The 25,906-nt window shown below is 52.2% G+C and carries 32 protein-coding genes and 1 pseudogene; 2 read left to right on the top strand and 31 right to left on the bottom strand.

What is annotated here, in order from left to right; genetic code table 11:
* Positions 1 to 128: pseudogene (locus OGV38_RS20175) on the bottom strand (HumD family translesion DNA polymerase); the annotation flags it as partial.
* A gap of 78 nt (positions 129 to 206) precedes the next feature.
* Between OGV38_RS20175 and OGV38_RS20170 the strand changes: the two are divergent.
* On the top strand, positions 207 to 449 hold the full coding sequence (locus OGV38_RS20170) for a DinI family protein (protein WP_003840850.1): 243 nt from the start codon (positions 207 to 209) through the stop codon (positions 447 to 449).
* A gap of 186 nt (positions 450 to 635) precedes the next feature.
* Here OGV38_RS20170 and OGV38_RS20165 read toward each other — a convergent pair whose 3' ends face one another.
* The 10 genes from OGV38_RS20165 to OGV38_RS20120 all read right to left on the bottom strand — a co-directional run bounded on the left by OGV38_RS20165 (position 636) and on the right by OGV38_RS20120 (position 9,380).
* Positions 636 to 1,919, bottom strand: coding sequence for a tail fiber domain-containing protein (locus OGV38_RS20165; protein WP_286474652.1), 1,284 nt, complete (start codon positions 1,917 to 1,919; stop codon positions 636 to 638).
* Positions 1,920 to 1,978: 59 nt separating this feature from the next.
* Positions 1,979 to 2,212, bottom strand: coding sequence for a phage exclusion lipoprotein Cor (gene cor / locus OGV38_RS20160; protein WP_104651394.1), 234 nt, complete (start codon positions 2,210 to 2,212; stop codon positions 1,979 to 1,981).
* Positions 2,213 to 2,327: 115 nt separating this feature from the next.
* A complete protein-coding gene (locus tag OGV38_RS20155; RefSeq protein WP_104651395.1) occupies positions 2,328 to 3,020 on the bottom strand; it encodes a hypothetical protein in 693 nt (230 codons plus the stop codon).
* Complete coding sequence (locus tag OGV38_RS20150) at positions 3,020 to 3,331, bottom strand: hypothetical protein (protein WP_104651396.1); 312 nt, start codon at positions 3,329 to 3,331, stop codon at positions 3,020 to 3,022. Before OGV38_RS20150 ends, OGV38_RS20155 begins: the two co-directional genes overlap by 1 nt.
* Positions 3,324 to 6,500, bottom strand: coding sequence for a TipJ family phage tail tip protein (locus OGV38_RS20145; protein WP_286474648.1), 3,177 nt, complete (start codon positions 6,498 to 6,500; stop codon positions 3,324 to 3,326). Before OGV38_RS20145 ends, OGV38_RS20150 begins: the two co-directional genes overlap by 8 nt.
* A 54-nt stretch (positions 6,501 to 6,554) precedes the next feature.
* Entirely contained in the window at positions 6,555 to 7,145 is a 591-nt protein-coding gene (locus OGV38_RS20140) for a tail assembly protein (protein WP_104651398.1), read from the bottom strand.
* Between the two features lie 55 nt (positions 7,146 to 7,200).
* The gene (locus tag OGV38_RS20135) at positions 7,201 to 7,626 is read right to left on the bottom strand and encodes a hypothetical protein (protein WP_008322436.1); all 426 of its coding nucleotides are present in this window, start codon (positions 7,624 to 7,626) and stop codon (positions 7,201 to 7,203) included.
* A 110-nt stretch (positions 7,627 to 7,736) separates the two neighbouring features.
* Positions 7,737 to 8,480 carry a hypothetical protein gene (locus tag OGV38_RS20130; RefSeq protein WP_047715739.1) on the bottom strand — a complete coding sequence of 248 codons (744 nt, stop codon included), beginning with the start codon at positions 8,478 to 8,480 and terminating at the stop codon, positions 7,737 to 7,739.
* A 77-nt stretch (positions 8,481 to 8,557) separates the two neighbouring features.
* A complete protein-coding gene (locus OGV38_RS20125; protein WP_242444889.1) occupies positions 8,558 to 9,226 on the bottom strand; it encodes a BRO-N domain-containing protein in 669 nt (222 codons plus the stop codon).
* Positions 9,213 to 9,380 (bottom strand): Arc family DNA binding domain-containing protein, encoded by a 168-nt coding sequence (locus OGV38_RS20120; RefSeq protein WP_071698655.1) that lies wholly within the window; start codon positions 9,378 to 9,380, stop codon positions 9,213 to 9,215. The genes OGV38_RS20125 and OGV38_RS20120 overlap by 14 nt, the downstream gene beginning before the upstream one ends.
* A gap of 119 nt (positions 9,381 to 9,499) precedes the next feature.
* Between OGV38_RS20120 and OGV38_RS20115 the strand changes: the two genes are divergently transcribed.
* Positions 9,500 to 9,943 carry an Arc family DNA-binding protein gene (locus tag OGV38_RS20115; RefSeq protein WP_104651399.1) on the top strand — a complete coding sequence of 148 codons (444 nt, stop codon included), beginning with the start codon at positions 9,500 to 9,502 and terminating at the stop codon, positions 9,941 to 9,943.
* 6 nt (positions 9,944 to 9,949) lie between these two features.
* On the opposite strand, the gene OGV38_RS20110 is transcribed toward OGV38_RS20115, so the two are convergent.
* The 20 genes from OGV38_RS20110 to OGV38_RS20015 form a co-directional block, all read right to left on the bottom strand.
* On the bottom strand, positions 9,950 to 10,660 hold the full coding sequence (locus OGV38_RS20110; RefSeq protein WP_104651400.1) for a C40 family peptidase: 711 nt from the start codon (positions 10,658 to 10,660) through the stop codon (positions 9,950 to 9,952).
* A 1-nt stretch (position 10,661) separates the two neighbouring features.
* Positions 10,662 to 11,417: a phage minor tail protein L gene (locus tag OGV38_RS20105; protein ID WP_286474637.1), complete on the bottom strand. Its 756-nt coding sequence runs from the start codon at positions 11,415 to 11,417 to the stop codon at positions 10,662 to 10,664.
* A complete protein-coding gene (locus OGV38_RS20100; RefSeq protein WP_125363803.1) occupies positions 11,414 to 11,761 on the bottom strand; it encodes a phage tail protein in 348 nt (115 codons plus the stop codon). The genes OGV38_RS20105 and OGV38_RS20100 overlap by 4 nt, the downstream gene beginning before the upstream one ends.
* Positions 11,762 to 11,764: 3 nt before the next feature.
* A complete protein-coding gene (locus OGV38_RS20095) occupies positions 11,765 to 14,281 on the bottom strand; it encodes a phage tail tape measure protein (RefSeq protein ID WP_286474628.1) in 2,517 nt (838 codons plus the stop codon).
* A complete protein-coding gene (locus OGV38_RS20090; RefSeq protein WP_008322441.1) occupies positions 14,259 to 14,537 on the bottom strand; it encodes a phage tail assembly protein T in 279 nt (92 codons plus the stop codon). The genes OGV38_RS20095 and OGV38_RS20090 overlap by 23 nt, the downstream gene beginning before the upstream one ends.
* Before the next feature lie 50 nt (positions 14,538 to 14,587).
* Positions 14,588 to 14,995 (bottom strand): phage tail assembly chaperone G, encoded by a 408-nt coding sequence (gene gpG / locus OGV38_RS20085; RefSeq protein WP_286474623.1) that lies wholly within the window; start codon positions 14,993 to 14,995, stop codon positions 14,588 to 14,590.
* Positions 14,996 to 15,031: 36 nt separating this feature from the next.
* Entirely contained in the window at positions 15,032 to 15,769 is a 738-nt protein-coding gene (locus OGV38_RS20080; RefSeq protein ID WP_275379916.1) for a phage tail tube protein, read from the bottom strand.
* 7 nt (positions 15,770 to 15,776) lie between these two features.
* Positions 15,777 to 16,175, bottom strand: coding sequence for a phage minor tail U family protein (locus tag OGV38_RS20075; protein WP_003034811.1), 399 nt, complete (start codon positions 16,173 to 16,175; stop codon positions 15,777 to 15,779).
* Positions 16,172 to 16,726, bottom strand: a complete 555-nt coding sequence (locus OGV38_RS20070; RefSeq protein WP_286474617.1) for a phage tail protein — start codon at positions 16,724 to 16,726, stop codon at positions 16,172 to 16,174. The genes OGV38_RS20075 and OGV38_RS20070 overlap by 4 nt, the downstream gene beginning before the upstream one ends.
* A 9-nt stretch (positions 16,727 to 16,735) precedes the next feature.
* Positions 16,736 to 17,089, bottom strand: coding sequence for a head-tail joining protein (locus OGV38_RS20065; RefSeq protein WP_128295767.1), 354 nt, complete (start codon positions 17,087 to 17,089; stop codon positions 16,736 to 16,738).
* A gap of 11 nt (positions 17,090 to 17,100) precedes the next feature.
* Positions 17,101 to 17,505 (bottom strand): DNA-packaging protein FI, encoded by a 405-nt coding sequence (gene gpFI / locus OGV38_RS20060; RefSeq protein ID WP_286474612.1) that lies wholly within the window; start codon positions 17,503 to 17,505, stop codon positions 17,101 to 17,103.
* Between the two features lie 45 nt (positions 17,506 to 17,550).
* Positions 17,551 to 18,576: a major capsid protein gene (locus OGV38_RS20055; protein ID WP_286474609.1), complete on the bottom strand. Its 1,026-nt coding sequence runs from the start codon at positions 18,574 to 18,576 to the stop codon at positions 17,551 to 17,553.
* Between the two features lie 67 nt (positions 18,577 to 18,643).
* Positions 18,644 to 18,976 (bottom strand): head decoration protein, encoded by a 333-nt coding sequence (locus OGV38_RS20050; RefSeq protein WP_032938635.1) that lies wholly within the window; start codon positions 18,974 to 18,976, stop codon positions 18,644 to 18,646.
* Between the two features lie 9 nt (positions 18,977 to 18,985).
* Positions 18,986 to 20,323 carry a S49 family peptidase gene (locus OGV38_RS20045; RefSeq protein WP_286474604.1) on the bottom strand — a complete coding sequence of 446 codons (1,338 nt, stop codon included), beginning with the start codon at positions 20,321 to 20,323 and terminating at the stop codon, positions 18,986 to 18,988.
* A complete protein-coding gene (locus OGV38_RS20040; RefSeq protein ID WP_285935679.1) occupies positions 20,304 to 21,896 on the bottom strand; it encodes a phage portal protein in 1,593 nt (530 codons plus the stop codon). Before OGV38_RS20040 ends, OGV38_RS20045 begins: the two co-directional genes overlap by 20 nt.
* Positions 21,893 to 22,099: a phage head-tail joining protein gene (locus OGV38_RS20035; protein WP_003034782.1), complete on the bottom strand. Its 207-nt coding sequence runs from the start codon at positions 22,097 to 22,099 to the stop codon at positions 21,893 to 21,895. The genes OGV38_RS20040 and OGV38_RS20035 overlap by 4 nt, the downstream gene beginning before the upstream one ends.
* The gene (locus tag OGV38_RS20030; RefSeq protein ID WP_048220759.1) at positions 22,099 to 24,021 is read right to left on the bottom strand and encodes a phage terminase large subunit family protein; all 1,923 of its coding nucleotides are present in this window, start codon (positions 24,019 to 24,021) and stop codon (positions 22,099 to 22,101) included. Before OGV38_RS20030 ends, OGV38_RS20035 begins: the two co-directional genes overlap by 1 nt.
* The gene (locus OGV38_RS20025; protein WP_000453624.1) at positions 23,996 to 24,541 is read right to left on the bottom strand and encodes a terminase small subunit; all 546 of its coding nucleotides are present in this window, start codon (positions 24,539 to 24,541) and stop codon (positions 23,996 to 23,998) included. Before OGV38_RS20025 ends, OGV38_RS20030 begins: the two co-directional genes overlap by 26 nt.
* Positions 24,542 to 24,778: 237 nt before the next feature.
* Positions 24,779 to 25,480 carry a Fur-regulated protein gene (locus tag OGV38_RS20020; RefSeq protein ID WP_286474595.1) on the bottom strand — a complete coding sequence of 234 codons (702 nt, stop codon included), beginning with the start codon at positions 25,478 to 25,480 and terminating at the stop codon, positions 24,779 to 24,781.
* Positions 25,481 to 25,492: 12 nt separating this feature from the next.
* Complete coding sequence (locus OGV38_RS20015) at positions 25,493 to 25,666, bottom strand: hypothetical protein (RefSeq protein ID WP_286474592.1); 174 nt, start codon at positions 25,664 to 25,666, stop codon at positions 25,493 to 25,495.
* Positions 25,667 to 25,906 lie beyond the last annotated feature (240 nt).

Below are 25,906 nucleotides of genomic sequence, written 5' to 3'. Positions count from 1 at the left end.
ATTATCCCTTCCCTGAAATGTGAACGCGATGCCCGCATGAAATAAGTCGCTGCGGGTTGGCTGATTAGCTGCTGATCGAGGGAGATTCGTGTTTCAACATAATCTGCCGCAGGTGAAGGAAAGCCCATGTTTACGCCCTCTCTTGAATACCGGATAAAAACACAGTATAAATACTGTATATACATCCAGTAAAGAGGAAATGAGCAATGTTCGTGGAACTCGTTTATGACAAAAGGAATTTTGATGGGCTGCCTGGTGCAAAAGATATCATTCTGGGCGAATTGACCAAGAGAGTGCACCGGATTTTCCCGGATGCTGATGTTCGGGTTAAACCGATGATGACACTGCCGGCGATCAACACTGACGCCAGCAAGCATGAGAAGGAACAGATAAGCCGTACTGTTCAGGAAATGTTTGAAGAGGCTGATATGTGGCTGGTTTCAGATTAAACGCCTTGAACCGTCATATTGCTGAAGTACAATCCACCGTGACTGGCAATCATTCAATACTCGCACTATCGGACGTTCGCCAGTTGGCCGCAGCCATGCTCATGCACATGGTATGGTTGCGGCACTGTTATTTCGCTTTATGACATTGCACGTTGATGGTCCAGAGCAGAATTATCTGGCGGTGAGCTATTCAACAATTTTCTTCAGCGCCTCCACGTCTGCTTTCAGTTGATTGATTTCTTTCTGCTGCGCTTCGTTTTCATCCATCAGAGAAATAATGGTTGCGTGGTGAACAGCGGCCAGTACGCCGGAATCGCCAGCCTGTACAGATAAGGCATCCTTAACAACAGTTCCGTCCCGCAGTTCGATATCACCGGCAGTGACTTTCGCCTCCGGGTATGCCTCATACAGTCCTTCAGCCAGAACACCGATGCCAAAACGTCCGTCAGCATTTTTTGTTTTCAGTCGCCAGGTACATGCGCGGATTATCCGCATCGTTTCGCGTGGATTCTGGATGTCCTCGACTTTCTCCTTAATTTTGACGGTCGAGCCGCCGTTAACCCAGTTTCCGGTAGCGGTGGCGTTTCCGTTGCTGGCATTAAACCGCCACATGTGCGGCGTGGTTCCCGCCTCCGTTGTCCAGGAGAGGGCATACTCGGGGTTCATGTCGTTTGCCCATGCAGACCACGTAAACACCCCAGCATATTTGCCAGGCCAGAACATCTTGAAACTCATGTGCGGATACAGATAGCCTGCACCGAGAACATTCATCTGCTCCTGGTAGAGACCGTAGTTGCGGTTTCCGGCATAGAGGGAGTCAAAGTTCCCCGGCAATGCGTTGACCTTGCCAAACGGGCTGGTTATCTGGCCTCCGGATTTGCCGCCGATAGTGTTAAGGCGGTTATCATTCCCCTCACAGAATGAACCTGCCCCTGTACCGAAGGGACTGGATAACCCTGTCCCGCCCTGCGCTTTTGACACCACGCCGCTGACCAGGTCTGCCTTACCGTCAAGCGCTGTCTTATCTGCCTTACCGTCAAGCGCTGTCTTATCTGCCTTACCGTCAACGCTATTGATGAGTTTCTTTGCTGACGGTCCTGTGGTCTGACTGGTATCCGGTAATTTAATAGTTACATCACCTTCGGCTGTAAAAAACTGCTGCCAGTTCTGCTTGTCGTAGTTCAGGCCGAGAAGCGCCTGGGTATTCTGAACGACCATTGCGGCAGTGACCATATTCAGCGCCACGCGGGGAACGGCAGACCAGGCGGCTCCTGTCGCTCGCGGCCCGGTGTAATTACTGACCAGCGTCAGCCGTGTATTGCTGTTAACTTCCAGTACGGGAAGTGTGAAAGGCACACCACCCACGACAACCACAATAAAATCACCTGCAGCTAACTCAGTGGTGAAAGTGGTGTTAGTTCCGGCAACCGAGGCTGAGTTATTGTTAAGGGTTAACGTTCCTGCTGACATGGATATCTCCTGAATTCAGATAATAAAAAACCCACCGGAGCGGGTTATTTTTTGTAGGTTTAATTCGAACAGTTCGAACTGGTGAAATTATTCTTATTCACCCATCGCCAGTTAAATGGATAACCGGCCTGATATTGTGTCTGGTTTACAATTTTACGTATCCCGTAAATGAGCACGTCTGTTTCCTGATTGCCGATCATCGCCGTTGCTGTACATAAGGGTAATTTCTTTTCGAGAGTGCCGGAACATGCAGTTAATGATAAAAATGCAAGAACGATTAATATAATTTTCATATTGTTACTCGCTGTAGTTATTCATATTCAAAATATCAATAGCGGACAACAATAGATAATAGATTTAACAGATCATTTAAAATACATTGATCGTTTAAAACGATCGTACAGGCATTCAATATTTTGACACTTCAACTGCAATAACTGTATTACCTGCATTTACAGGGGCCATTGGCTGCGCGCTACCAGATGGAATTGCCTGAGTGGCAGCGGTATAAATTCGGGTGCTGGCCCCGTTATATACAGCTGTAAAAGTAACCGGAACAGGCCAGAGCTGACCGCCCGGTCCACCGCCAGATATTCGCCATACCTGCTGACCTGCAACATCCGGGATAATTGCCCATTTACCCGCTCTGCTCTCGTCAATATAAATGCCTCCATTTGCCCCGATTGTTCCGACAGTTACCACGTCCGTCAGGATTTTCGATTCATGAGTAATAACCAGATTCCCCGTCTGGTCGTCCCAGACAGCCAGCCCATACGGAGGATTTGGCATGGGCTGAGGGAATATAGTGAATAAATAGACTGTCAGGGTAAATGCGGTATTTAGTATCTCATAGGCCCGTACAGCCAGTTGTCCGTTTGATTCAATCCAGACAGCACACGCGGCCTGACGGGATGTCAGAACAAACGGGATAACAGGTTGTGTTGCATCAGGTATATTAACCAGTTGCTCAATATAATGTAGAGCACCATTCGATACTGACGAAAACGTCTGCTTTGAATACAGACAAACAGGTACTGACTGGGGGGTGATAAATGTTTCGCCGCTTTTCAACGATAATAACGCACCATATCTGTTAGCCATTATGCATTTTCCAGAAAAACAAAAACATAGCTCTCATTTGCCTGAGGCTGGTTCAGAGAGTTATCAGTGCCTGCGCCAATTACAATACTATTGCCTGAAACGGCTATTGTTCGGCGCCCCTCTACATACGCTATAGTTTTTGCCAGACCCAGCATATATCCGAGCCTCTTCCCTGCCGGCACGTTGAACGAATATGCACCTGACGTCTGGCCGGCACTCAGCTTTATCGTTCCAATGATTGATATTGGTTTAATACCAAAGTTTGCTGATGATCCGTCCTCATGCCAGCAATCAAAACCAAAATCAGACATTAGGCGCTACTCCGGTAATATGCCCCAGCTGTACCAGCAGTCGCCCGCTGGGCCCAGTAAATGACAGGTTGTTATCAGCCTTAGACAGACACCAACCGCCCTGATTTGCAATTTTATAGCCCGTAGACCAGAATGCGCCTGAGATTTTGCCGTTAGTAATCGCAGCATCCGCAATTTTCGCACTGGTGATACTGGCGTTCTGAATAAACGCATCGCTAATAAATACCTGACCATTAACAACAGCAAACGGAGAATACTGCGTATCACCACTGCCACTCATCAGGACAAACTGGTTGGCGTTAAACCCGACGCGAGTGACTACCGGCTTACCCGCCTCCGCCAGCACCGCGATCGACATCCCGGCGTTATACATCACACCGTTTATTCGAACCCCGGTTTTAAGGGTGTAAATTGCAGATGCACCGGTAGCATCAACCACGGCGGTGAGCTTATCTTCCAGTGCAGCAGTCACGTCATTGAACTGCGCCTGTACCTGCGTAGACAGCTCAGCCATCGCCTTATCCACACTGGCAACCGTCGTTTTAATTACCAGAATATCCGCGCGGACTTCACCATACTGCGCCCACTGATGTTCAGCCGTTGCGTGGTTGGCCAGCGCGTTCTGTAATGCGGCTTCGAGGTTGGTATCAATATCGCTTGTCAGGCGGTCACCGTCGGCAGACGTCAGGAAGTCACCAGCAATATCTCCCAGGTAGTCGTCAGCATTCGCATTAGATTCGCCACGAACCCAGTCGGTCCAGCCTGATTCATTACCCGTTCGGTCTACCAGCTGCGCGCGGTACCAGAATTCCTGCCCCGCCTTCAACCCTAGTTGGGTGTATTCGGCAGACGGATAAGGCACATCCGACAGTAAAAGAGGATTTGAGAAATCACTGTTCGCGGTGTACTGAATTTCCGTTTTCAGCGTGTCCCCGGTATTAGCCGGGAATCCCCAGTTCAGGCGAATCCCCCAGTTGATCGGCGTTGTCGCAAAGCCGACAGGTTTTGGCGGATTTCCCACCTTACCCGTCAGCGTTTTTTCTTCGGAATAGCCCCAGCCAGAGGAAATTTCAGCGGCATTAATGGCACGCACACGCACGAGGTAGCGCCCTGCATAAATACCCGATACATCAAATGAGTTGGTGGAGCTGCGCGGCACGTTTACCCAGTTACCATCATTGCGGCGCCACTGTGCCTCGTAGGCGATGGCGTTCTGCGCCTGGTCCCAGCTCACCCGCATGGTCTCAACGCTGATATTCTGCTGAACCACTGAAAACGAGCTGATCACAATGTTAGCCGGCGGCGACTGGTTACCCGGCGGGATCACACTCACCGGCCGCTGGTCAATGATGGCTCCGGTATCGATACGGGCATATTTATCCGGGTCGTGCCATGCGCCGGTAATCGAGAAGGTACCATCATTGTTATCGGAGACACTGACAACACGATACTGCTGGGCGTAGAGTTCATCTGACTCAACCACCCATACAGCTTCGGCCTGTGGTGTCTCACTGTATGCCGTGGTGACTGTGACTGATTCCCCGTTAACCGCCTGAATAGTCCTGCTCTGTGACGCACCGGAGGGAAGATTGAGAATTAGGCGATCGCCTGCTGCTGCATCAGCTACGCGGTCAAGTTTAATCACGCGACCGTTAACAGCACTGATACGGCCGCCCATAACTTTGCCGGACAGAAGCTCGTCTGACACGGCGATGATGTATCCCGGCTGCGGAATGTTTCCGTCCAGGCCAACATCAAACGAAACAACGCGATCCTTATTGTTGGTGAGAATACCCCAGCGCCCCTTTCGGTTCGCTTCTGACTGCCGGGTGCAGCCGATGGCTGTCATTTCCAGCTGATTAAATCCGTACCGGGCCACCAGAGGCTGCTCAAATACCGGCTCCATCGCATCCGCATAGGCGTTACCCGGATCAGACCAGGATACCAGCGCCGTGGTATACCGCGTTTTTGTTGTACTGCTGGAATAGGTAAAGCGTCCGTCGATAACGTTAGCGCGGGTGTAAGCGTAATCCACATCTCTCGGCATATCCGCAAGCGCAACAATCTGATCACCGCCCCAGTACGTCATACCCCGGAATATAGCCGCAAAGTCACGCAGCACAGTGTAAGCGTCATTCCTCTCCTGAACATAGACGTTACAGGTATAGCGTGGCTCTGTCCCGCTTCCACCCTTTCCATCCGGTACCGGCTGATCGCAATACTGCGATACCTGGTACAACGTCCATTTATCGATGTTGGCTGCACTCAGGCGATTACCCAGACCAAAGCGATCGGTAATAACCAGATCGTAAAATATCCACGCCGGGTTATCGGTCCAGGCCCACTTGAACGCGCCCTGCCACGTGCCACTATAACTCCGCGTATCGGGGTCATAGTTATCAGGCACGCGGATCACCCGGCCACGTGGTTCACAGGATATCTGTGGAATTGAACCGTTAAACTGACTCGAGTCGAACTCGATGTACAGCAGCGCGGTGTTCGGATAGCGCAGCTTGGCATCAATCACTTCCGTGAAGCTTTGCAGCGTCATCGTGTCGCCGATCTTGGCGCTGTTTGCGTCAGCGGTAATCTTACGCAGTCGGATTGTCCAGGTGCTGCCAGCCTGCGGTAAATCAATACGGTGGCTGCGCTCATAACCAGACGTCGTTTTGCCGGTTGCGCTGGTATTATGCACGGTTTGCCAGGTCCCACCATCAGTTTGCAGGTCTATTGCATAATTGATGGAATACCCTACCAGATCGCCGTTGTCCTCTTGCTTAAACAGAGAAGGCCATTTCAGTCGCAGGCGAACGGCTGATAGTTGGGTGTTGGTGAAGGTACGCGTCCAGGCTGTTGCGCTTGATACTTCTGTTCCAACGTTGATTTCGTTTTCGGTACCCGGAATGCCCTGAATATAATTTTGTGCCTGAGCTCCCGCGCGAAACTCCCACGACACGCCGCTAAAGTTTTGGGAGCCATCAGAGTTTTCCAGCGCCGTACCGTCCAGGTAGATATTTTTTCCGGTTAATTGCCCTGCAAATTCCCCTTCCCCAAGCGCAACGAGGATTTTGGCCTTCGCTACAGATTGCAGATCATCAGGCTGTTCGGTAGGGGTTCGTGAACTGGAACTGCCGCCCTTGCGGCCTTTTATCGGGGTTGCTGTAGCCATATTGCGCCCATAAAAAAAGCCACCATAAGGTAGCCTGAAAGGAAGATTATTTTGTTATTGCTGGTCTTCGACGTATATACCAGCAGAGATGATCGCCCCACCAATACGCCTGCACCCGTATAGAAGTGGAACTGGATTACCCTGAGCAGCAGTGTTAGTTACACCACCGAATGCATACGATGCCCGATTTTCGGCATCCTGTTTGCTGGCAAGCCCTGCTGGCTGTGGCGAAAGCATTTGGATTACGCCTCCAGCCATTAATGCAACACCGGGTGCGACCAATGCCATACTTGCACCGCCAGTAAAACCTGACAAAGCGTAGCCAGCTACAACAAGGACGGCACCTAATATGGTTTGTAACAGGCCAGCTTTTTTACTACCAATAACTACTGGCACGATCCGGATCACTTCACCTGTCGCCGGAAAGCCTAAATCATCTTCCCCAATATTTTTCTTTCCTCGAAAAACTGCATATGTCAGACCGCGCTGTTTACTTGAATTCATGAAGACCTCAAACCCTTTCACTGTTGCAGCTAGGGCTCGACAAGCTTCTCGGGTTGAGCTAATTAAACGATGATGCGTCTTACCAAAGGTTTTGCCAAGAATCCCGCTCAGTTCAATTTGGGTCATAACTTCTTGCTGCATACTATTCTCCAATAAAAAAGCCACCCGGAGGTGGCCATTTATAAAATGACTCGAACTATATGGTTGATGCTCTGATATCAAGTCCGGAATTAGTATCTCCGGTGATGCGGAATTTTTGATGTTCACGAGCATTGATCTGCGTGGCAGTCTCTTTGAGTGGTTGTCCGACCTGCATTCCACATAATCCTTTACCTTTTGAATCGCCAGATATTCCTAGAATATGTCGGCCGGATGTAACATTGATATCGATCGTTTCTCCCGTATCAATTCTTGCATAGGATTTTCCATCAATAGTTACTTCTACAAAGCATCCACCTCCAGCAAACCATCCTTGATCTCGTGTAATTGTTATCACCGAGTCACCAGCCCCCTTCAGCAATACACGTTCAGATGGTACTTGTTTTGCAACGGTAGAATTCACCGCCGTGGTTGAACACCCAGCAACGCTAAGCGCAATTAGAAGCAGCAAAGTCTTTTTCATATCCCTATCACCTTTGATCAATTTGCCAAAAGAGTAGCAGGGATCCGGTAACGACAAAACCCGCAGTTAAGCGGGTTGGGATAGCAAAAACATTTTAACTGCTTTGAAATTTATGCCACATCAGCACCATGAATCAGATGGCGCAACGCATCAATTCCGTTAGTGTTGTACCGGAACGCTTCAACCTGTTTACTTGAGTAGGCCGACTTGTCCAGAAAGAACTTGCCATGCGCTTCTGTCTTCAGCTTGTGTGTGTTAGCAACGCGTCCAATTTTCTGAGCAGAAACCCCCAGCATCTCCCCCACCTCACTCGCAGTGTGGTAATGCTCCTCGATAACAGGCAAAGGGATGGCGTCATAACCAATAAGCGGATTAATCAACGATGCCGTGAGCACCTGATGTGCCATCGGATCCAATCTAGGAAGCAGAGTAATGATTTCCCGCGCGCTCGCGATATTCTTCTCCAATGCCTGGGCTTTCAACTGTTCTGCCTTAGCCAATCGGTACTCAGTGATACCTGTGTTGCTTTTTGGCATCGCTGGTAATACCTGCATATCTTCCAGCTTATCAACCAGAGAACGTCGAACAGCTTTCGATTCACGAGCGGCTACTCGGAGGGCTTGCTTGATAGACATTGTAATTACTTCAATGTCTTGACCATTTTTACGACCTACACTTTTTGTGTAGGTCTCCCCTTCAAGCTCATCCACAACCTTCTCAATGAACTTGTTATTTCGGACAGCCGGCTCACCACATTGCTTTCGCGCAGCATTCACCATCTCCAGCAAGTACTGGCTATCAATGGTTTTCTCGGTGACATTAGCGCTATTTACTGCTAAATTTAATGAAGTCATTGGTTGGACCCTTATGACAGATTTATGGATAGCCGATAGCTCTAACTATCGGCTTTTCTATTTGCAGCATTGCAAATTCAGTATATTCTTGGCCTTTCTCCTTCCTGAAGCTGTAGTTCAGCATGGGTCTTAATCATGTACATAAACGCGGCCCCATCATTGAAACGATCGTGAAGACGGCCTGCGAGCGGAGACTCAATCGCCCTCAGCGCTGGTTCTATCTGGTTAAACCATGCTTCACACATAATCTCGAAATAATCGAACATTGCGTTTGCATTGTGGGCGTGTATTTCTCGATCGCTGAGCATCTTCGATGCTGGAATGTTTATAGACACCTCACGATCCAGAATATCTAACACCCAGCGTCGGAATTCTTTAGCAACCGGAGTTCTGGCAAACATAGCGACCATGTGTGCGCCACGTAGAGAAAAAACCCTAGTTTCCTGATGCCCACCAGGGGTGGTCAAGTTGACCACCCTTGTCATTTTTTCTGTAAACTCATCAATATGACGAGCAAAAATTCGCTGAACAGCTTTATCGTCTGCATATTGAAGCGCGTAACCAATCTGATTAGCGGTCAGCCAGATGCCATCGATATCAGGAGCTGGCTGCAGAGAAATGCCATGGAAGTTCAGCTCTTCTTTCGTTACACTGTTCATGTCGATATTTCCTGCCAAGGATTTCTTCGATAAGAAGCCCAGGGTGTTCGCGCACTCCTGGGTTTCACTGTTTTTATGCTTGTTCACTCTTCCCCCCTTCTAATCCGTACGCTTTCCTCAACTGATAGATGAGCTCAGTATTGAACTGACGGCACTCATCTTCCCCATTTCTCTCTATCGCCAACCGGACATCTTCAGGAAATCGAACCTTTCGCTGGTACATATCTTTAGCTTTTTCCATAACCCCTCCAATTATGCCCCACGGTGGGACACTTAAAGTGTCACACCGTGCGTCATTGATGTCAACCCCACCGTGGGGCATAATTTACATAATGTGAACTTTTTGAGTGAGGCAACCAAATGAGCAGAGAAGATCCTCAACTAAGAATAAGATTACCAATTGAATTAAAAGAAAAAATTGAAGATGCAGCAAAATCCAATAACCGCTCTATGAATGCTGAAATAGTTCAACGTCTCGACAACAGCTTCCTTAGCGAATTACGTGAAGATGAAGTAATTTCTGCTCAAGATGCAATTCAACTTGTTGAAAAAGCGAGGGATGAACTCTCTGAAATAATATTCAAAAGGACTTTTTCAGAGATCAACAAAAAGGTACGGATTGGTCATTCCACATTCCATATTCATCTCAGCGATCTTGAGTTGGACGGACTTAGTGACGATGATTTCAACACTGTTTTCAAAAAAACTTTTAGTCGCCTAAAAGAGTTAGGTTACGAAGTTTGGGAAAAGACTTGGGATGCGGATGGTTTTGGGGTGGAAATTCCAGGGGAACAATCCACCTAAATGGGCTTAAGCTAGAGTCTTATAGCGAAGTACCTTCATTGTTCTTTCTTGCCAGTAGCCGCCGTATGGCACACGTTGGCTGAGGTGCCCATACAGGTGATGCAACAGCATGTTACCTTCCAGTAGAATTCCCGCGTGATTCCACTTATTAGCCTGGACCTGCATGATGACCATGTCACCTGGCTGAGGCACACCGCTGAATTCACGGAATCCGCATTCATACCAGCAATCGTGGTAGAAGTTTTCGGGGTAACTGTCTTCCCACCAGGGGTAATCGACGCGGTAGTCCTTCAGTTCAATACCATGCGTTTGCCGGAAGTAACTCATTACCAGTCCCCAGCAGTCAAAATGACCAAGAACAAACGGGCGCTCCAGCAGCGGCAGCTCGCCCCGCGGCTGAATGGTGCGTAAATCCCCTTCTGGCCAACTGACGATATGCCACGGAAGCAGTGTAGCGTCGCACTGAGCCTTATCCAGCTCACTTGGCTGAGTCGTGGCATCCGGGTGGCTGTGGACAATGGCAATCACTGTTCCCCAGTCTTCGGCAGCGGCATAATCTTCCGGCGACAGGTGGAAATGCTCTGTCGGATCGGTTGCCAGATTACGGCAGGGAATGTACCGCTGCACCCTGCTTTTTTGCACCACTACGCCGCAGCATTCGCGCGGATATTCAGCAGCAGCATGCGCCATAATGGCGTCGATAATTTTCTGACGCATATCAGCTCCTGAGCAGGGATGTGCCTGGGAAACCACCGAACGGCAACTCGTTCCCCTCGCCATGCCTCAACTTGCACGCAGTGAGCGTACCGGGACATTCATCGAGTGACGGATCGTTAACCGGGTTGTTGTACTTGTCGAAATAACGGGTTCCGGCGTAGTCACATCCATCACCTGAGCGGTATTTGTTCCGGATACACCAGGTACAAAGCGAATGTAGCTGGCGCGTCGGGATCATCAGCCCCTGCAGGTCCATTGGACTGGACAACGTAAACGCCACCACCTCGTTGGTTTCAGTGCTCTTGGCGTCAATGTAAAACACCTTCAGCTTTTCCTGCTGCGGATCCGCAGACGGGTTGCCCTCCGGATAGTTTTTCGCATCCAGATACTGCGCCAGCGTGTCATGAATCGTGACCTTTGCCTGCAGCAGGTCATCATAAGCAAGACACAGCGCCGTAATGGAACTGTCCAGGTTAGCGACCGACAGCGTCGGCTGCGCGCTGGTCCCGTCGGTCGCCGTCTCAATACCCTCGATCTGGCAGGGCCAGGCTTTATATTCCTGCCCCTGCCACCAGATCGATTTCGCCGGTAGCTTATTGTCATCTCCACCAGCAGCGGCAATTTCATCGGGAGTGTGGGCAATGTTGTAGGCGTGGAAGCGGAGAACGTCGGAAACACCAAATGCGGTGCCATCGACATCAAAAAGCCGGACAACATTGCCCGGCTCAAGTTTCTGATAATCACTGTTTAAGCTCATGGTGCAAACGCCTGTTCAAAGGTGGCTGATACGGTTTCCACCGTTTTACTTTTGGTGACGCGCTGCAGGCTGTCTGCCTCAACACGCCACAGCGCAAGATCACCGCCTGGCGGGGTAAACGAAAATGATTTCGTCTTATGGCGCCGCAGGAAAACATAGATATCCTTGACGGTTCCCGGTTCGCCGGTAAATGAAAACTCATAGCTGAGCGTTTCATCATTCAGCCCGGCACCTGACACTTGCTTATAGCCATCACCAAACTGTGCCGTGCGGACGGTATCCTTACTTTTCAGGGTCGGCTGGCTGGATGCTTTAATCCGCCATGCAAAATGCTCGATCGCCATTGCTTACCTCTGTTTTGTTGCATTCCAGATGATGCCACCTGGCCGGACTTCTCTGGTGATACCTTCCCTGATGGAGCTGTTGATCACCTGCTGATAGGCTTTCCCCAGCGCATCGCCGCTTCCTTTCTGTTGACCGGAATCCCCCTGGCCTGTTGTAACCGAAACCGGCGCATACACGCTGACACCAAAAGGAGAAGCAACGCCACCGACACTCCCCCCGACCAGACCACCAGTCGCATAACCGCGCATCATGCGATAAAGGTTGCCGACACCTATTCGGTTGGTGGCCTCCTGCGTAAAGACAAACTCGCCACGGTGCACCACACCTGCTGGCTCATACTTGCCGCCGGATCCGGTATAACCACCGCCAGCAAAACCCAGCGCTGACGTGGCAGAACTGACCAGGCCAGCCATGGCCTGCTTCATCAGGATCTGCGTCAGCATCGACAACGTGGAACGGGTGAAATCAGCCCAGTTTGCTTTCCCTGTCGTCAGCATATCGGCCATATTCTGGCTGATACCATCGAATGTGGCTGAAGCAGCGGACTTCATCGAACCATAGGCATCAGCTGCTGAATCGGCATAGTCAGCCCACGCTGATTTCGCCCCAGCCTGCCAGTTGCCGCGGAGCTCGTCCTGTGCGGCATAATATTTCTTCAGTGCATCCAGTTCGTTCTGATAACCCTGATCGGTGTCCTTACCACCGGCATTCATCCAGCCCTGCCGCAGCTGTGCCTCTTCGTTTTGCCGCTGCGCGCCGCGGCTACTCATGCTGCCACCGGCCACCAGCGCCCGGGTCTTCTCCCCAATCTGGGTAACGTACTTCTGCGAGCTGTCCTGCAGGCGGTTTAACCGTTCCTGGGCAACAATCTGATCGCCCAGCCGGGCATTCACTTCGGCCCGCGCCAGTACCTCGTCTTTGTTCGCCAGCACCGATTTTTCATCGGCGGTCAGCGCGCGCTTTTTGGCGGCCTCTTCCAGCACCGAAAAGCGGGATTGTTGTTTCCACAATTCCTGCCGCTGCTGGCTGATGGTATCAGTGATGCTCTTATGCTCCTGCAGAGTGCGTAACTGCGCCTCCAGCTCCAGCGTCTGCGCGCTGGCAGTATCGACACTTTTCACGCCTGCTGGCGTTTTCACTGCTGACGGTTTTTTAGGCTTCTTCAGCGAGTCGTCGTATTCCTTCTTAGCGGCTGCCATCAGAATGTTGTAATCAGCCTGGAGGATACGTCCGTCTTTGATGGCCTGATTATATTCTTTCTGTTTTGCCGTAAATTTATCCAAAGCTGATTCGGTCTTTGAATATGCAGCCTGCGCCTGCGCGGCATACTTCTGGCGGTCAGATTCAATCACTGCCTCGCGGGCGGCGTTATCCTCAGTTGCCTTTGCCACACTGGCCTGCTGCTGAGCCATTTCCAGTGCAAGGCGGGCAGACTCCCGATCGTTCCAGTAGCTGGCGCGCGCATCATCATTGACATAACCATCACCTTTACGCAGATTCCAGATTTCATCCGCCCGCTTAAAGGCCGCTTCCGCTTTGGCAACCATCTCCTGCGTGGTGTCAGGCCGCCCAATATCGAGCGCCGCATCCCACATCGATTTAAAGGCACGCTTCAGGCTGTCGGCAGCAGTCTCAATCGACCCCATATTGTCGCGCAGGCTCTTTGTCTGCTCGCGAAAACCGTTCGTCGCCGCATCATTGGCTGCCTGCAGCGCCCCGGCTTCATCCCCGGCACGCTGCAACTGCGCCACATAAGCAATCTGTTCCGCGGTAACGTTGTGGAACTGTTGCGCCATAGCAATAAGGCCTGAAGTCGGATCATTCGTCAGTTTGCCAAATGCCGCTGCCACCTTGTCGACCGGCACGCCCGACGCATCGGTGAACTTCGCTACCGCCTGACTCATCTCATCGAACCGGGCACCGGCACGCACTCCGGCGTTGACCAGCTCCGTCAGCGCGCTGCTGGTCTGGTTAAACGTGAGTCCCGCCTGCTCGCCGGATTTCGCCAGCACCAGCATGCGGTTTGAGGTCAGCCCGGCAGTGTTACCGGACAGGACCAGCGTTTTGTTGAAATCAGACAGCGTGGACGAGCCCTGATACCAGGCGTAAACCACCGCGCCAGTGGCGGCAGCCAGCGCGCCAACACCTACCATCACCGGCGATATGGTGCCCAGCAACGCCCGGAAGGTCGGAATAATACCGCCGAAGGAGTCTTTCACCTGACCGCCCTGCTGCAGCAGGATGAGCCATGGACTCTGCCCACCGGCCAGCTGGGTGGCGATATCCGTAAACTGTGCAGGCAGCATACGCATCGCGGCGTTGTACTGACCTACAGAAATACCGGCCTTCTTCGCGGCGCTCTCCTGGCGGGTAAATGACTGCTGCACCTTCAGCGCAGAGTCATTCGCTGCGTCCCCCGTCTGCTTAAACTGCCTTTTTACGTACTCCATCTGCTCGTTGAACTTTGACGAATTAACGTCAAGGTTAACGACCAGGTCACCCACTGCCGTCTGGGCCATAGCGAACACCTCCTGAAATGCCCTCGGCCTTTGCCATCAGCACAGCGTCACCGGGTTCATCGTCGGCAATATCCTCCGCAGAAGGTGAAAGAAGGCTGAAGCTGGCAGGGGTTGATGTGGTTTTGGGGTCAAGCGCGGTAATGACGATATGCATCAGCGAGGAAAAATGTGCATCCAGTTGCACATCATTAAAAAAATTGTCCTGGTAGAACGTTCGCCAGTCGGCATATTCCGTTGACGACATACCAGCAAGCATGGCGCGCCAGTCCGGGCGGCGAAATTCACGCGCCAGTTTCAGGACGAAGGTCAGCTCACTGGCGAGGACTTTTCCAGACTGACCGGCTCAGTTACAGCAACATCCTCTGGATCATTCGCTTCCTGCAGCGGCACCATGCCAGACAGCAGCTTCACGCTGTACTCTGCAGCGGAAACAATCTCCAGCGGCCAGGTCATCAGCACTTCATTCTGGATCTGCTCAACGTCTTCTTTCGGCGTTTTGTGCGTCCCTTTCAGAGCGTGTCCATGCCATAAAGACATAGCCACCAGCAGTGCGCCGGATTTAATCGTCATATCCATCGCCGTCTGCATGTCGGCATCAGAGATACTTTCCAGCGACTTCAGGTGTTCAAGATGCTCAATACGCTGTAGCGCCGACAGTTCGTAGAGCGTGACTGTATTACCGTTACGTTCGAACGGTTCACTTTTTAAAAACATGCATTACTCCAGAAAGCGGGGCCACAGCCCCGGAAGTCAGGAAACGGTGACTTTACAGGTCGCGACAAAAAGCCCGTCGTTGGTCATCACGATAATGTCGGCGGTTCCGGCGGCAATGCCGGTTACCGTCAGCACTGTACCAGCGACAGTCACCGTGGCTTTACCTGCATCCGTGGTGGTGGCCCGGAAAGATGGATCGCTTGCGCTGGCTGGCGCCACGGTGACATTCAGCGTGGTGGTGGCAGCAACCGCAACGGTGGTGGTCGATTTATCCAGGCTGACGCCGGTTACGTCAATCACTGCAGCAGCGCTGTCTTCAGCAAGACCTGGTTTGCCGTTGTTGCTGATTTTGACAGAACGGGTAATGGTGTCTTTTGCCGTCACCGTTTTACCCAGGCTGCTTACCCAGCCACGGAACACATCGATGGCGCCATTCGGGTATTTGATTTTGTACGCCAGCACGGTACCGTCATCAAACCAGCGAACCAGATCCTGCTGCCCGCTCTCGGCAGGTTTCCAGGCCAGCGTAAAACTGGCCTCCCCCGCCGATTTCTGCCCCTGTGCGGTAGCAGTCCAGTCGGCGTCTTCGTCATCCAGGTAAGTATCATCGTTTGATTCGGCAGTCAGTTCGCCGGGCTGCAGGTCTTTAATCTTCGCCAGGCGCGTCCAGTCAACATCCGATAATGGGTTGGCAAATGGGTTGCCCGATCCGGAATAAATCCAGAGCGTGGTGGTGGCACCCTTTACCGGCGCCAGTGGGTTTGGTGTTGTCATTACGTCCTCACATTTCGTAAGTAATGGAATATTTCAGATCAGCCGAACTCCACAGCCCAAGATCATCATCGCGCTGGTAGTCATACCCCTGTTGCACCATGTTAGTGATCAACGTGGAAAGTCCTGACACATTGCCAAGCACCGGATAAATACGTGACTCCATCCAGTCATCGAGTTCGGAATCGGGTACCTGCGCAGGTAAAAAGATTTCGATATGCAGCGTGGCCTGCCAGATATCAGCATCCAGTTCTTCGCCGGTATACCCGGCATCCGTCAGGAAGACAGCGACCGCCGGGAAATCCCCCTCCTCCAGTACCGCTGGACGCCCGTCAAAATAGAGCGCGTCTTTACCAATATGGCTCTCCAGCGCATCAATAATGGCCTTTCTAATATCAGTGTGTTTCATCGTTTCAGAATCAGCCTGAGTTGGTTTTTAAGGGATGCCCGAAGTTCTTTGGGCATATCCGATTCCATGAGCTTCGGCAGCTCATCTTTAAATGCGGTCGTCAGTGGCGCTGCCAGTGGAATGCTGACCACTTCAATCGGGTAGCGGGGTCTGGATGTCCGTCGCATCACATGCCATCGGCCATTCTTCAGTTGCTGAATAAAACCACCAGGGAAACGAAAAGGGCCAATTCGCAACACGCTATTGGCCCCTTTTTTGTCCCGTTTTCTGCGGGATAACCGTACGCTGGGGGTACCGAGCTTTATCGCGGGCAGGTTGCCCCGGTTCACGCGAATCATTGCCATCGGCTTTTTCGCCGTGGCGCGTTTTATCCTCGCGCGTTGTTTTACCAGCTTGCGTGGCACCCGCGTATCTTTCGAGACAACGGCAACGCTTCTACTGACTGCCCGGGTGGCGACACGGTTAACAGCCTGCGCTGAGGCACGCGGAACCGCCGAATTGCTGATGCTGTTCAGGTTTGCTATGGCCTGTTCAAGCCCTTTTAAAGACATAGTTTCCCCTTAACGGCGTCGGGTTGCTGCGGGAGGAGAACCCGTACCGAGCCAGACATGGCAGGATCCGCAGTCATCAGGGCCAATACGATCAACCCAGAAAGGTTTTCCGTTAATATCCAGCGTATCCAGCCGCGCCAGCTGCACAATCGTTGCTGATTTCACAAACAACGATGGGCTGGTCCCCTCGACACGGATGCCGGGTGTGGCGTAACCGATATTTTCCGGATCATCGAAAACACCACTCAACGTGACGCCAGAAATCGCGCCGGACGTTACCCTTGCAGAAGTCCCCATAACCTGCCGAATAGTGTCATCGGCCTGTGTTATTGCAGCATCAAAAAGGTTATCGAAATCAGCCACACAGCCCCCTGCTAGTGCTCGCGGACCAGTCCAAGTGAAACCAGGCTGTCCGCATCCGCTTCTGTCACGCGGATCACGGTCCCCGCCTCCACAATAGATACCCGTTCCTCACGGGTCGCTTGCAGCGCCTCAATGTGCAGCGTGGCCAGCGTTTCGACTGCCATCAGCGCGTCATCTGTTCTACCGCTTAATACAGTATCCACTGGCGGCACGGGTTCTGCGGCGCCGATGGACGCGCTACCATCACTCACGCCACCATTTTCAACACTATCGGTATCAGTGCCGTCATTCAGTTCTTCCTCCAGCTCTGGAATGCGCATAGAAAGCTCCTGAATAGTGCCACTGGTATTCACTTCCCGACCAAGCTGCGCGCCAAGCTCATTAAGTCGCGCAATCAACTTTTCTTTTTCAGTCATAAGAACAACTCCGGAACAGGGCCCCGCAGGGCCACAGAATAGACATCAGGCGAGTTTGACTGACACAAACGCATCCGGGTCAGCCAGCAGCATCAGCGGTGCAGACTGGATCATGGTGAACTCACGCGCCGAATCGCCAGTCTGTACCCAGTTTTTCGGATAACGCGTGGAAGCGTTAATGCCTTCACGCTGGGCATCCACATCCTGAATGCAGCCGTAGGTGCGCAAGCCGCGGGCCTGGGTATTACCCAGCACCATGCTCAAATCCGGCAGGTAGTTCTTTTTGGTGTCGTCTTCAATGTATTGCCCGGAATAGACGACAATGGCCACATCACCATACATTCCCTTATAGGAGACCGCTTCACCCAGATCCTTCAGCGCCGTTTCCAGTTCAGAGTTAGAACCCCGACGGGTGTCGAGCTTCTCTTTTACCGCTTTGAATGAACGGAACAACGCCCAGCCCTTAGGATCAAAGACGATAATATTGACCACACCGCTGGCGTTCAGCGCATAGGTTTCAATATCGTCAGTAGGGTCATAAGTTTCTTTGTCGCGGGTGCTCCAGGCCGCAGCACCTGCCTGGATGATGTTGTTTCCGGCACTGCGTCCCATATCCACCTCAACCGGTTCAAACGCTTCGCCGGTCATGGTGCATTTACCGTTGAGGACAGCAGCCACCGCCTGTTTCTCTTCCACCTGGGCAATCGCCAGCTCCTCATCCTTCATGTTCTGCAGGATAATACGACGGCGGCGGTAGGCCGGGTCAGCCAGATTTTGCGGATCTTCATCCGGCAGGCGACGCAGCGTCATCTGCGGGTTTACCTCGTGCTTGGGTTTGACGTATCCCGGCGTAAACTCTGACGTTGCGCCGCCGCGGGAGCGGATAACCTTGCCGGAAATAACAGGCGAGACATACAGCGCCATGTTGACCATGCCCGGGATTTGCGACAGATACACCTTCTCGGTGCTGAAGGGATAGCTTTCACGGAAGAAGATACGCAGGAAAAGCGGATCGAACTTGAATTTCTTCTCATTGACCGCCAGCAGTTGGGCAGTTGTGTAAATTGACATAGATTTTTCCCGTAAAAAAAGCCGCGATGGCGGCTTCTGTGGATGATGGTTACTGTTAAGTCGGGTGTCAGACGATGCTGATAGCTGTACCCGTGAACGCGTTGCGCTTGATGTGTTCATCCGTCACCGCATCCGGCCAGAGCACATTTTCAATACGGAAAGAGCCGGACTTATAGAATGCCAGCTCTGTGTTGCTCTGGTCCGCGGAAACAGCCAGAATGCCACAGGCAGCCCCAGCATGCTGGCCATCCCAGACGGTCAGCTTGCCGGAAGTGGCATCCAGCATCAGAGGCGTCATCGCCGGTACTGCTTTCGTCAGTTCACCGGGTGCATAACCGGTATGCGCCGGATCACTGTTCCCGAGGGGCTGATTGTGCGTAAATTGTTCAGTGTTAGACATGTTGACCTCTTAAACAGGCGTATTTAACAAATCGTCACCCGCTTCGGCAGAAGCGCTACCTGCCGTTACGGTGCCGGGTGCGGTTTTCATCAGACGATCCAGCGCGGTATCCGTGCGCGCCAGAGCACTCTGAGGTGCTGCAGCAAGAATGCGCTGGGCACTTTCCACGGTCATTCCCGGCGTTTCTGCCAGCGCACGCGCCTGTGATTCACGCCCTTTCGCTTCTTCACAGTTCAGGATCCCCATAATGCGACCGTTTTCGGCTGCGACCGCCGCTGCCACCTGGCTGCTGATATCAACAGTTGCGCCCGCGGCAGGGTCAGTAACGACCACAGCAGGCGCGTCAACGGTGGTCACGGTCTGGTCAGCAGATGCTGCTGGTTGAGTGGTATCTGCTGATGCAGTAGTACCTTTCATGCTTCCTCCTCGGGAAATCATCGTTCGTTTATTAATTGCATCGCGCATAACGTTCAGCGCATCCATGTTGTTGACCAGTTGCTCCGCCAGGCCGTTGTCTACTGATTCCTGGCCTGAAAACACAGCCGCTTCAGTATCAAGAACGGCCTGAACCGACATGCCGGTATAACCCGCCACCTTTTCAGCGAACATCTGCCGGGTAGCGTCAATACGCGCCTGAAAATCTGCACGTACCTCTTTGGGTAATTTCTCGTAGGGGTTCCCGTCCACCTTGTGATCGCCGCTGTAAATCAACGTGACCTCAACACCGCTGGTTTTAAGGGCGGCGCCGTAATTGCTGTGGGCCATCATGACCCCGATGGATCCCGTTCTGGCCGTCTGGGTCACAAGCCGACGTGATGCCGCACTGGCAATCAGCTGGCCAGCGCTGCAGTTCATATCGTTGGCTAACGCCCAGATGGGTTTGATATCCCGCATGCGGGCGATGATGTCCGCACAGTCAAAGGCACCCGCCACCATTCCACCTGGCGTATCCATATCCAGAAGAATGCCGTCTACACCCGGATCGCTGATGGCCTGCTGGAGGCGGGCGATGATGCCGTTGTACCCCGTCATCCCCGAATACGGCTGGAGTGAGCGGGTTTTACTGACCAGCGTCCCGGAAACAGGCAGCACCGCGATACCATCAGTGACCTGGTAGCTTCGCGCCGGCTTTGGCCCCATTTCCTCATCATCACCAAAGAGTGCCAGCGGTTCAGCCATCTGCTCTGCGCCAAGCGTAACGCCCGACACGGTGTCGGTCAGACGGGTGATACCTAACTGACCAGCGAGCGCGCAAAAGAAAACCCGCGCATAGGCGGGTTCAAGTAAAAGCGGCTCATTGAAGGCCATACTGGCAATGTGCGGGAGATTACGCAGCTCTGGCGTCATCGGTCCCCTCCTCATTCGATTTTTTCAGTCCAGACTCAAAGGCCGAAGCCGCCCACGCTGGCGGTTTAAGTCCCGCTGCGCGGCGCTCCATCGTTTCGCGAACCTGCTGGGCAAAGATTTCCTGATAGTCTTCCCCACGTTTGGCGCATTCCTTCTCATAGGTGCTCAGCCCCGCCTCAATGAGCATGACGGCCTCCTGCACCTCCTTCAGTCCGTCAATGGCCATTCGCCCGGAGCCGATCCAGTCAGCATTTCCCCAGGCGCTTCTCGCCTCCTGAAAGCTGAACCGGGCTTTAGACGGTAATGTCACCACCCGGCGAACAATGGCCTCTTCCAGCCAGCATAAAAACATCTGACAGGCCTGGCGGGAGGCAACAAATTTGCGACGCCCCATAAAGTACGCCCAGGACTCGTTAGCACTGGCGCGGGCGGTGGAATAACTCATCTGCGAATAGTTGCGAGAGAGTTGCTCATACGACACACCCAGCCCTGCAGCAATGTAGCGCAGCAGAGATTGTTCAAACGTCGAATAGCCGTTATCAGTATCCTGCGCTGACTGAAGATTCAGGGAGTCGCCCGGCATCAGATGCGGCACCTTCGCGCCGCCGAGACGAACCGGCGCCGCGGTATAGTACGAGGCCATCTCCCCCAGCCAGCCAGTCATCTTGCTTTGCTGCTCTTTACTGTCTGAGCCGAGAATAAAGTCCATCGCAGTTTGCGTATCCAGCTCACTTTCAATCGTAGCGGCATACATCGCCTTGACAATCGCACTCTGGAGCTGCGTATTCTGCAGTGTATCGAGCATTTTCATTTGCTCCATGACGCTGTAAAACACGTTAGCACCGCGTGTCTGCCCATCTTCCAGGGGTTCAAATACGTGGATAAAGGAAGGCCGGCCGCCGGGCAGTTCACGCGGGATGTAGGTCCACTTCTGCGCCATCCACCCTGGATAGCCATCCTCGCTGACGTAATATCCCAGCGCGGCGCCACTGTCATTTGTTCTGACACCTGCCCGACAGTTTCGCGTGTCTCCGGCATTATTGGGGTTGCTGATGCGTTTTGGGCTCACCATCTTGAACTGTGTGCGGAAAAGACGCGTGGAATCACTGTCCCAGGTGGCCTGTGCACATAACTCACCGTTAAACGCATGCATGGAAACACCCTCGCGGATCATCATGGTGAATGTACGCTTACGTTCCGCATCAATGCAGCAGCAATCGTCCTCCGCAAATTCTTTCCAGGCCGCCTCAACTTCACGGGAGAACGCCCGGGCATCTTCCTCTCCAATGCCCAGAAAACGCCAGCTGGGGCGATAACTGAGCCGGAAAAATGACCCGACAATGTGATCCTGATGGAGCTGTACCGCGTTTGCCGCATAGCCGTTATTGCGGACCAGGTCGTCAGCGCGCGCGTTACCACGGGAAAAATTAGGCAATAACGCAGCATCTGCGCTTTCACTCGGTGGGTTCCAGGCGCGGAGCTGACCGCCAAAGCCACCAGCACCGCCATGATATCCGGCATAATCCCGCAGAGCGGTTTTACCGTCCGGTCCTAACAAAGCAGGTGTTTTCATGCGTAAAATCCTGCCGGTCCCCGGCGTCGTGGAGTGGTGCCAACCTGTGACTCAAGTTCGGCAATGTATTTTTTCAGGTCACTGACGGAGGTCGCGGTGAACTCAACCCGCCGGCCGTCTTTTTGCACCGTTGCCACCCGCTTTCCCATCATGAGATCGTGCAACGCAGCGCGGGCGGCATCCAGATCAGTCTGTGTCGCCATTATTCATCTCCAGATAATGCCCTGGCATAATCAGCCAGGGTTTTGTTATTGGTCCGGTTCCCCTCTTCCTCCAGCAGGCTCGCGAGCAGTGAATCAAGATTCAGTTGCCATCGCGAAATACTGATCCGCAGGGCCGCCAGCGCGTACACGAAGCAGTCCAGCGCCTCATTTCGTCGCTTTTTGCTGTCCCAGACGATTTTCTTACGCCCGTCCACCCATTTTTCAACCTGCTCCTCAGCAGTAAGCTGCTGTGCCTCAGCCAGATCGTAAATTTCGGGGTTATTGGGGAAATGCACGGCACCGGCAAGAGGATCACTCCCTTCCGGCTGAAGTGTGAAGCGGTTATAAATCTGCTCCTTTGCGGTATCAGTCCCCACTTCCGTCAGATAAACGCCGTTCTTGTTGCGTTTGCGCGGCATATTCGCCACAGGCTTGCCGTAAACGGAAGCCCCTTTAATTGGGATCACGCGAAACAGACCATGTTTTTTTGAGCGATTGTAGACAATGGTGGGGTCAATACCGCCGATATCCCAGCAGATACGGGATACCGACATTTCCACGCCATTCTTTCGGAGATAGGTTTTGTTAATCGCCTCGTCCACCCTGACGAGGGTCGCTTCATCATCATGACGGCCCATAATGATCTGCCGGTCAATCAGCCAGCTTTCCTCACCGGGCCCCCATCCCCAGACGCGCATTTCATATCGATCCAGTTGGGAGTCGATCCCGGCTGTCAGATAAGCAACACGCTCCGGTACGGATGCCCCGAAGAACTCTTTGCGTTCGGCCATGAGCTCCGCGTCAGGCCGTTCACCAATTTTAGGCTCCCATGTTTCGCCCAGAGTGGTGTTCACGAAGGTTTTACGCTTTCCTGTATCCCCTTTCGTTTTTAGCCAGTCTTTAACGATCTGAACCCAGGTGGTAAACGGGCTGTATGCCGTCCAGATGTGAAACGTCACGCTGTCTGGCGGGTCGATTTCGGTGCCTGTTGATGAAAACCAGGATAAACCGTCGCGCGTCCAGATCCCGGTGGTGTCGCAGATGTAACGAGCTTCAGTGAAATCCAGCTCCTGCTGCTTAATGACGCAGGCATTATGTTCACACAGGTAAAAGACGCTGGAGGGTTCGCCCGGTGTCCATTTCAGCCCGAACGGGGTCTCTTTGTCGCCGAATTTAAGGTACTGCTCTTCACCACAGTGCGGACAGGCAACATGAAAACGCATGAAATGCCCGGACTCGCTGGCAGCACGCTCAATCTGGCAGGTCCCCTTTGTTTTTGGCGTTGATCCGCGAATAGATTTGGGCCAGACAGACCCCTCAATACGTTTATCACCCAGGAACGTCGGGGATCCCTCTTTCTCAATATCTTCATCGAATGCCGCCAGTTCATCGTAACCGGCAACATCGACCGATTTCTCACGATAGTTTTTCGCCGCTTTACCACCCAGACACCAGAACCCGCGACCGTTGGAGAAGCGTTTCATACTGAGCGTATTGTCCCGGTGCTTTTTTCCATACCAGGGGGCCAGCGCCAGAAGTGACGGAATATCGCGAATCGTCGGCTCAACATGCGACTTCATAAAGTTTTCGGCGTCACCATCAGTAGGCAGCCAGATAAGGGAATTTCGCTGCTTGTGCTGAATAAAATACGCATAAACACCCAGCAACATTTTTGAATAGCCAACACGGGCAGACTTAACAACGTTGACCTCACGTATGTAATCGTTACCCATCGCATTCATGATCGCGCGTTGAAACGGCAACGTTTCCCAGCGCCCTTCCTGGTAGGCCGACTCTTTGGGGAGATAGTAATTATCGTCTGCCCATTCAACCGCCGTTTGCGGCTCAGGTCGGTACAGCGAAAGTAGACCCGCGCGCGCAGAGTGCTGCAGCCCCTTAACCTGACTGTTCGATATATTCACTCAGCAACCCCGGTATTATTTCATCCAGCGCAGCTGCTTTGTTCATGGCTTTAATGATGTCCTTCTTGAGGAAATCAATATGTCGGTTTTCCAGCTCCGGGAAGCGCCGCTGAACCGACAGAGGAACTCCATCAAGAATGCTGGCTACTTCTCCGGCCATCCGCGACAGCACGAACGTGCAGAATGCGGTTTCCACCACCTCAGCGGAATCTTTTGCATTTTTTAGTTCCTGGGCATCTGCCTGCGCTCGGGTGAGGCGGTGACGCTCATAGTCAATCGTACCAGGCTGAAGGTCGGATTCCGATGCAAGACGAAGGTCTTCCACCTCCTTCCGTAATTTCTCATTCTCAATCGCCGCGTCGCGTGCGGAATACCATTCGATAGCCGCGGAAGATTCATAGAGGACCTCATTACCTTTTCCACCGCCACGTGCTACAGGCATTCCCTGATCCTGCCAGTTCTGAATGGTTCGCACGCTGACCCCAAATATTTCAGAAAGACGCTTTTTGTTGACCTCCATAGCTCACTCCATACACAAAAACAGAGAAAGGAAACGCCCTCTGGCTATTTAGCCGTTTTTAAGGCTTATCATTTCCTTTCTTTTCAGGGGGTGTTTACAGTTAAAACAATGAATTAGCGAGAAGAAGAACGGAAACGGCAAATGCCTGAAAATTTTCATAAATAGCGAGAATCTGCGAGGACGCCGCCCCGTAACAGGCCGGATCGCCGGAAAGGACCCATTAAATGATAATGATTATCATTTTCTTGTTATACTCCAGATCAATCCTCCTGGCTTGCAATTAAGCTGGATACTCTCTTTAATCCACTCATCCAACAAGATCTTGAGCTCTCGTCGGTCAACGGATGCCGCCATCAAACGTTTATCCATTGCTTTCTTGTCTGCTGCCACTTGCTTTGCTGCGTCCAGAGCCGCGCTCTCAGCAGCATTTTCAAGTGCTGTTTCAAGATTGGCATCATCACTGCGAACACCAAAGCCGATGTTGTAAATATTGATCACCGGGTGAGATGTTTCTATTGCCGCTGCATGGATAGCATCACTGGTGATAGTGGCGTCCCTGATGAATGGCACTCCATTGCGAATAAGTTCGAAGGAGACGGTGTCACGAATACGCTGGTCCAGCTCGTCGATTGCCTTCTGTGCAGCGGAGGTATCAATATCAATGCCAAGCGTCACCGAAGCGCAATATTGCTGTTCACCAAAGCGCGTATTGACCAGGTGTTCAACGGCAAATTTCTGCCCTTCTGATGTCAGAAAGGTAAAGTGATTTTCTTTCTGGTATTCAGTTGCTGTATGTCTGGTTTCAGCAAAACCAAGCTCGCGCAATTCGGCTGTGCCAGATTTAGAAGGCAGATCACCAGACAGCAACGCGCCACGGAAAAACAGCGCATAAAGCACTTCATTAGCAGCGCCAGATAGCGTAATAATTTTCTCAGCCATATTCACTCCCTTTTAAGCGCGGCATAACTGTTTGAAGGTAGAAGGACGACCACCACGTAAGGCATGTTTATCATCACCGAGCACACCGATAATGATGCGTGCTCTTCCCTTTTTATCGCTGACGATCATTCCGTCATTGCGAATAAACACCCTCAATCCTGACTTTGATTTTTTGCCAAATTGCATAGCTATTTCCTTTTAGACGTGAGCCTATCGCACGGCAAAGCCGCCGAAAGTTTACGGTTTGCCCAGGCTCACAGCTGAAAGACTTTCTTTGATGTGCGCGTGCGACACGCATAAAAACATCGTATTATCGAATGGTTTAGAGGTTAATGTGGTAAATCTGTCGGATTGATTACAGGTTTTTTCAGTAACTCTCTCGCGAAATTCTTTTACCATATGTTTAGATCACCCACAGCAAAAAGC

It is taken from the genome of Citrobacter sp. Cb080, from assembly GCF_030334745.1.
GTDB classification, from domain to species: Bacteria; Pseudomonadota; Gammaproteobacteria; order Enterobacterales; family Enterobacteriaceae; genus Citrobacter; species Citrobacter braakii.
This window is presented reverse-complemented; position numbering and strand designations above follow the sequence as displayed.

Coding starts and splice junctions, on each gene's coding strand:
- OGV38_RS20055 (WP_286474609.1), bottom strand. CDS start 18,576: ATGTCAATTTACACAACTGCCCAACTGCTGGCGGTCAATGAGAAGAAA.
- cor (WP_104651394.1), bottom strand. CDS start 2,212: ATGAAAATTATATTAATCGTTCTTGCATTTTTATCATTAACTGCATGT.
- OGV38_RS20075 (WP_003034811.1), bottom strand. CDS start 16,175: ATGAAACACACTGATATTAGAAAGGCCATTATTGATGCGCTGGAGAGC.
- OGV38_RS20130 (WP_047715739.1), bottom strand. CDS start 8,480: ATGACTTCATTAAATTTAGCAGTAAATAGCGCTAATGTCACCGAGAAA.
- OGV38_RS20120 (WP_071698655.1), bottom strand. CDS start 9,380: ATGGAAAAAGCTAAAGATATGTACCAGCGAAAGGTTCGATTTCCTGAA.
- OGV38_RS20170 (WP_003840850.1), top strand. CDS start 207: ATGTTCGTGGAACTCGTTTATGACAAAAGGAATTTTGATGGGCTGCCT.
- OGV38_RS20040 (WP_285935679.1), bottom strand. CDS start 21,896: ATGAAAACACCTGCTTTGTTAGGACCGGACGGTAAAACCGCTCTGCGG.
- OGV38_RS20135 (WP_008322436.1), bottom strand. CDS start 7,626: ATGAAAAAGACTTTGCTGCTTCTAATTGCGCTTAGCGTTGCTGGGTGT.
- OGV38_RS20150 (WP_104651396.1), bottom strand. CDS start 3,331: ATGTCTGATTTTGGTTTTGATTGCTGGCATGAGGACGGATCATCAGCA.
- OGV38_RS20105 (WP_286474637.1), bottom strand. CDS start 11,417: ATGAGCTTAAACAGTGATTATCAGAAACTTGAGCCGGGCAATGTTGTC.
- OGV38_RS20090 (WP_008322441.1), bottom strand. CDS start 14,537: ATGCTTGCTGGTATGTCGTCAACGGAATATGCCGACTGGCGAACGTTC.
- OGV38_RS20100 (WP_125363803.1), bottom strand. CDS start 11,761: ATGGCGATCGAGCATTTTGCATGGCGGATTAAAGCATCCAGCCAGCCG.
- OGV38_RS20110 (WP_104651400.1), bottom strand. CDS start 10,660: ATGCGTCAGAAAATTATCGACGCCATTATGGCGCATGCTGCTGCTGAA.
- OGV38_RS20095 (WP_286474628.1), bottom strand. CDS start 14,281: ATGGCCCAGACGGCAGTGGGTGACCTGGTCGTTAACCTTGACGTTAAT.
- OGV38_RS20050 (WP_032938635.1), bottom strand. CDS start 18,976: ATGTCTAACACTGAACAATTTACGCACAATCAGCCCCTCGGGAACAGT.
- gpFI (WP_286474612.1), bottom strand. CDS start 17,505: ATGACTGAAAAAGAAAAGTTGATTGCGCGACTTAATGAGCTTGGCGCG.
- OGV38_RS20145 (WP_286474648.1), bottom strand. CDS start 6,500: ATGGCTACAGCAACCCCGATAAAAGGCCGCAAGGGCGGCAGTTCCAGT.
- OGV38_RS20165 (WP_286474652.1), bottom strand. CDS start 1,919: ATGTCAGCAGGAACGTTAACCCTTAACAATAACTCAGCCTCGGTTGCC.
- gpG (WP_286474623.1), bottom strand. CDS start 14,995: ATGTTTTTAAAAAGTGAACCGTTCGAACGTAACGGTAATACAGTCACG.
- OGV38_RS20025 (WP_000453624.1), bottom strand. CDS start 24,541: ATGGAGGTCAACAAAAAGCGTCTTTCTGAAATATTTGGGGTCAGCGTG.
- OGV38_RS20015 (WP_286474592.1), bottom strand. CDS start 25,666: ATGCAATTTGGCAAAAAATCAAAGTCAGGATTGAGGGTGTTTATTCGC.
- OGV38_RS20080 (WP_275379916.1), bottom strand. CDS start 15,769: ATGACAACACCAAACCCACTGGCGCCGGTAAAGGGTGCCACCACCACG.
- OGV38_RS20155 (WP_104651395.1), bottom strand. CDS start 3,020: ATGGCTAACAGATATGGTGCGTTATTATCGTTGAAAAGCGGCGAAACA.
- OGV38_RS20140 (WP_104651398.1), bottom strand. CDS start 7,145: ATGCAGCAAGAAGTTATGACCCAAATTGAACTGAGCGGGATTCTTGGC.
- OGV38_RS20115 (WP_104651399.1), top strand. CDS start 9,500: ATGAGCAGAGAAGATCCTCAACTAAGAATAAGATTACCAATTGAATTA.
- OGV38_RS20045 (WP_286474604.1), bottom strand. CDS start 20,323: ATGACGCCAGAGCTGCGTAATCTCCCGCACATTGCCAGTATGGCCTTC.
- OGV38_RS20020 (WP_286474595.1), bottom strand. CDS start 25,480: ATGGCTGAGAAAATTATTACGCTATCTGGCGCTGCTAATGAAGTGCTT.
- OGV38_RS20035 (WP_003034782.1), bottom strand. CDS start 22,099: ATGGCGACACAGACTGATCTGGATGCCGCCCGCGCTGCGTTGCACGAT.
- OGV38_RS20070 (WP_286474617.1), bottom strand. CDS start 16,726: ATGTCTTTAAAAGGGCTTGAACAGGCCATAGCAAACCTGAACAGCATC.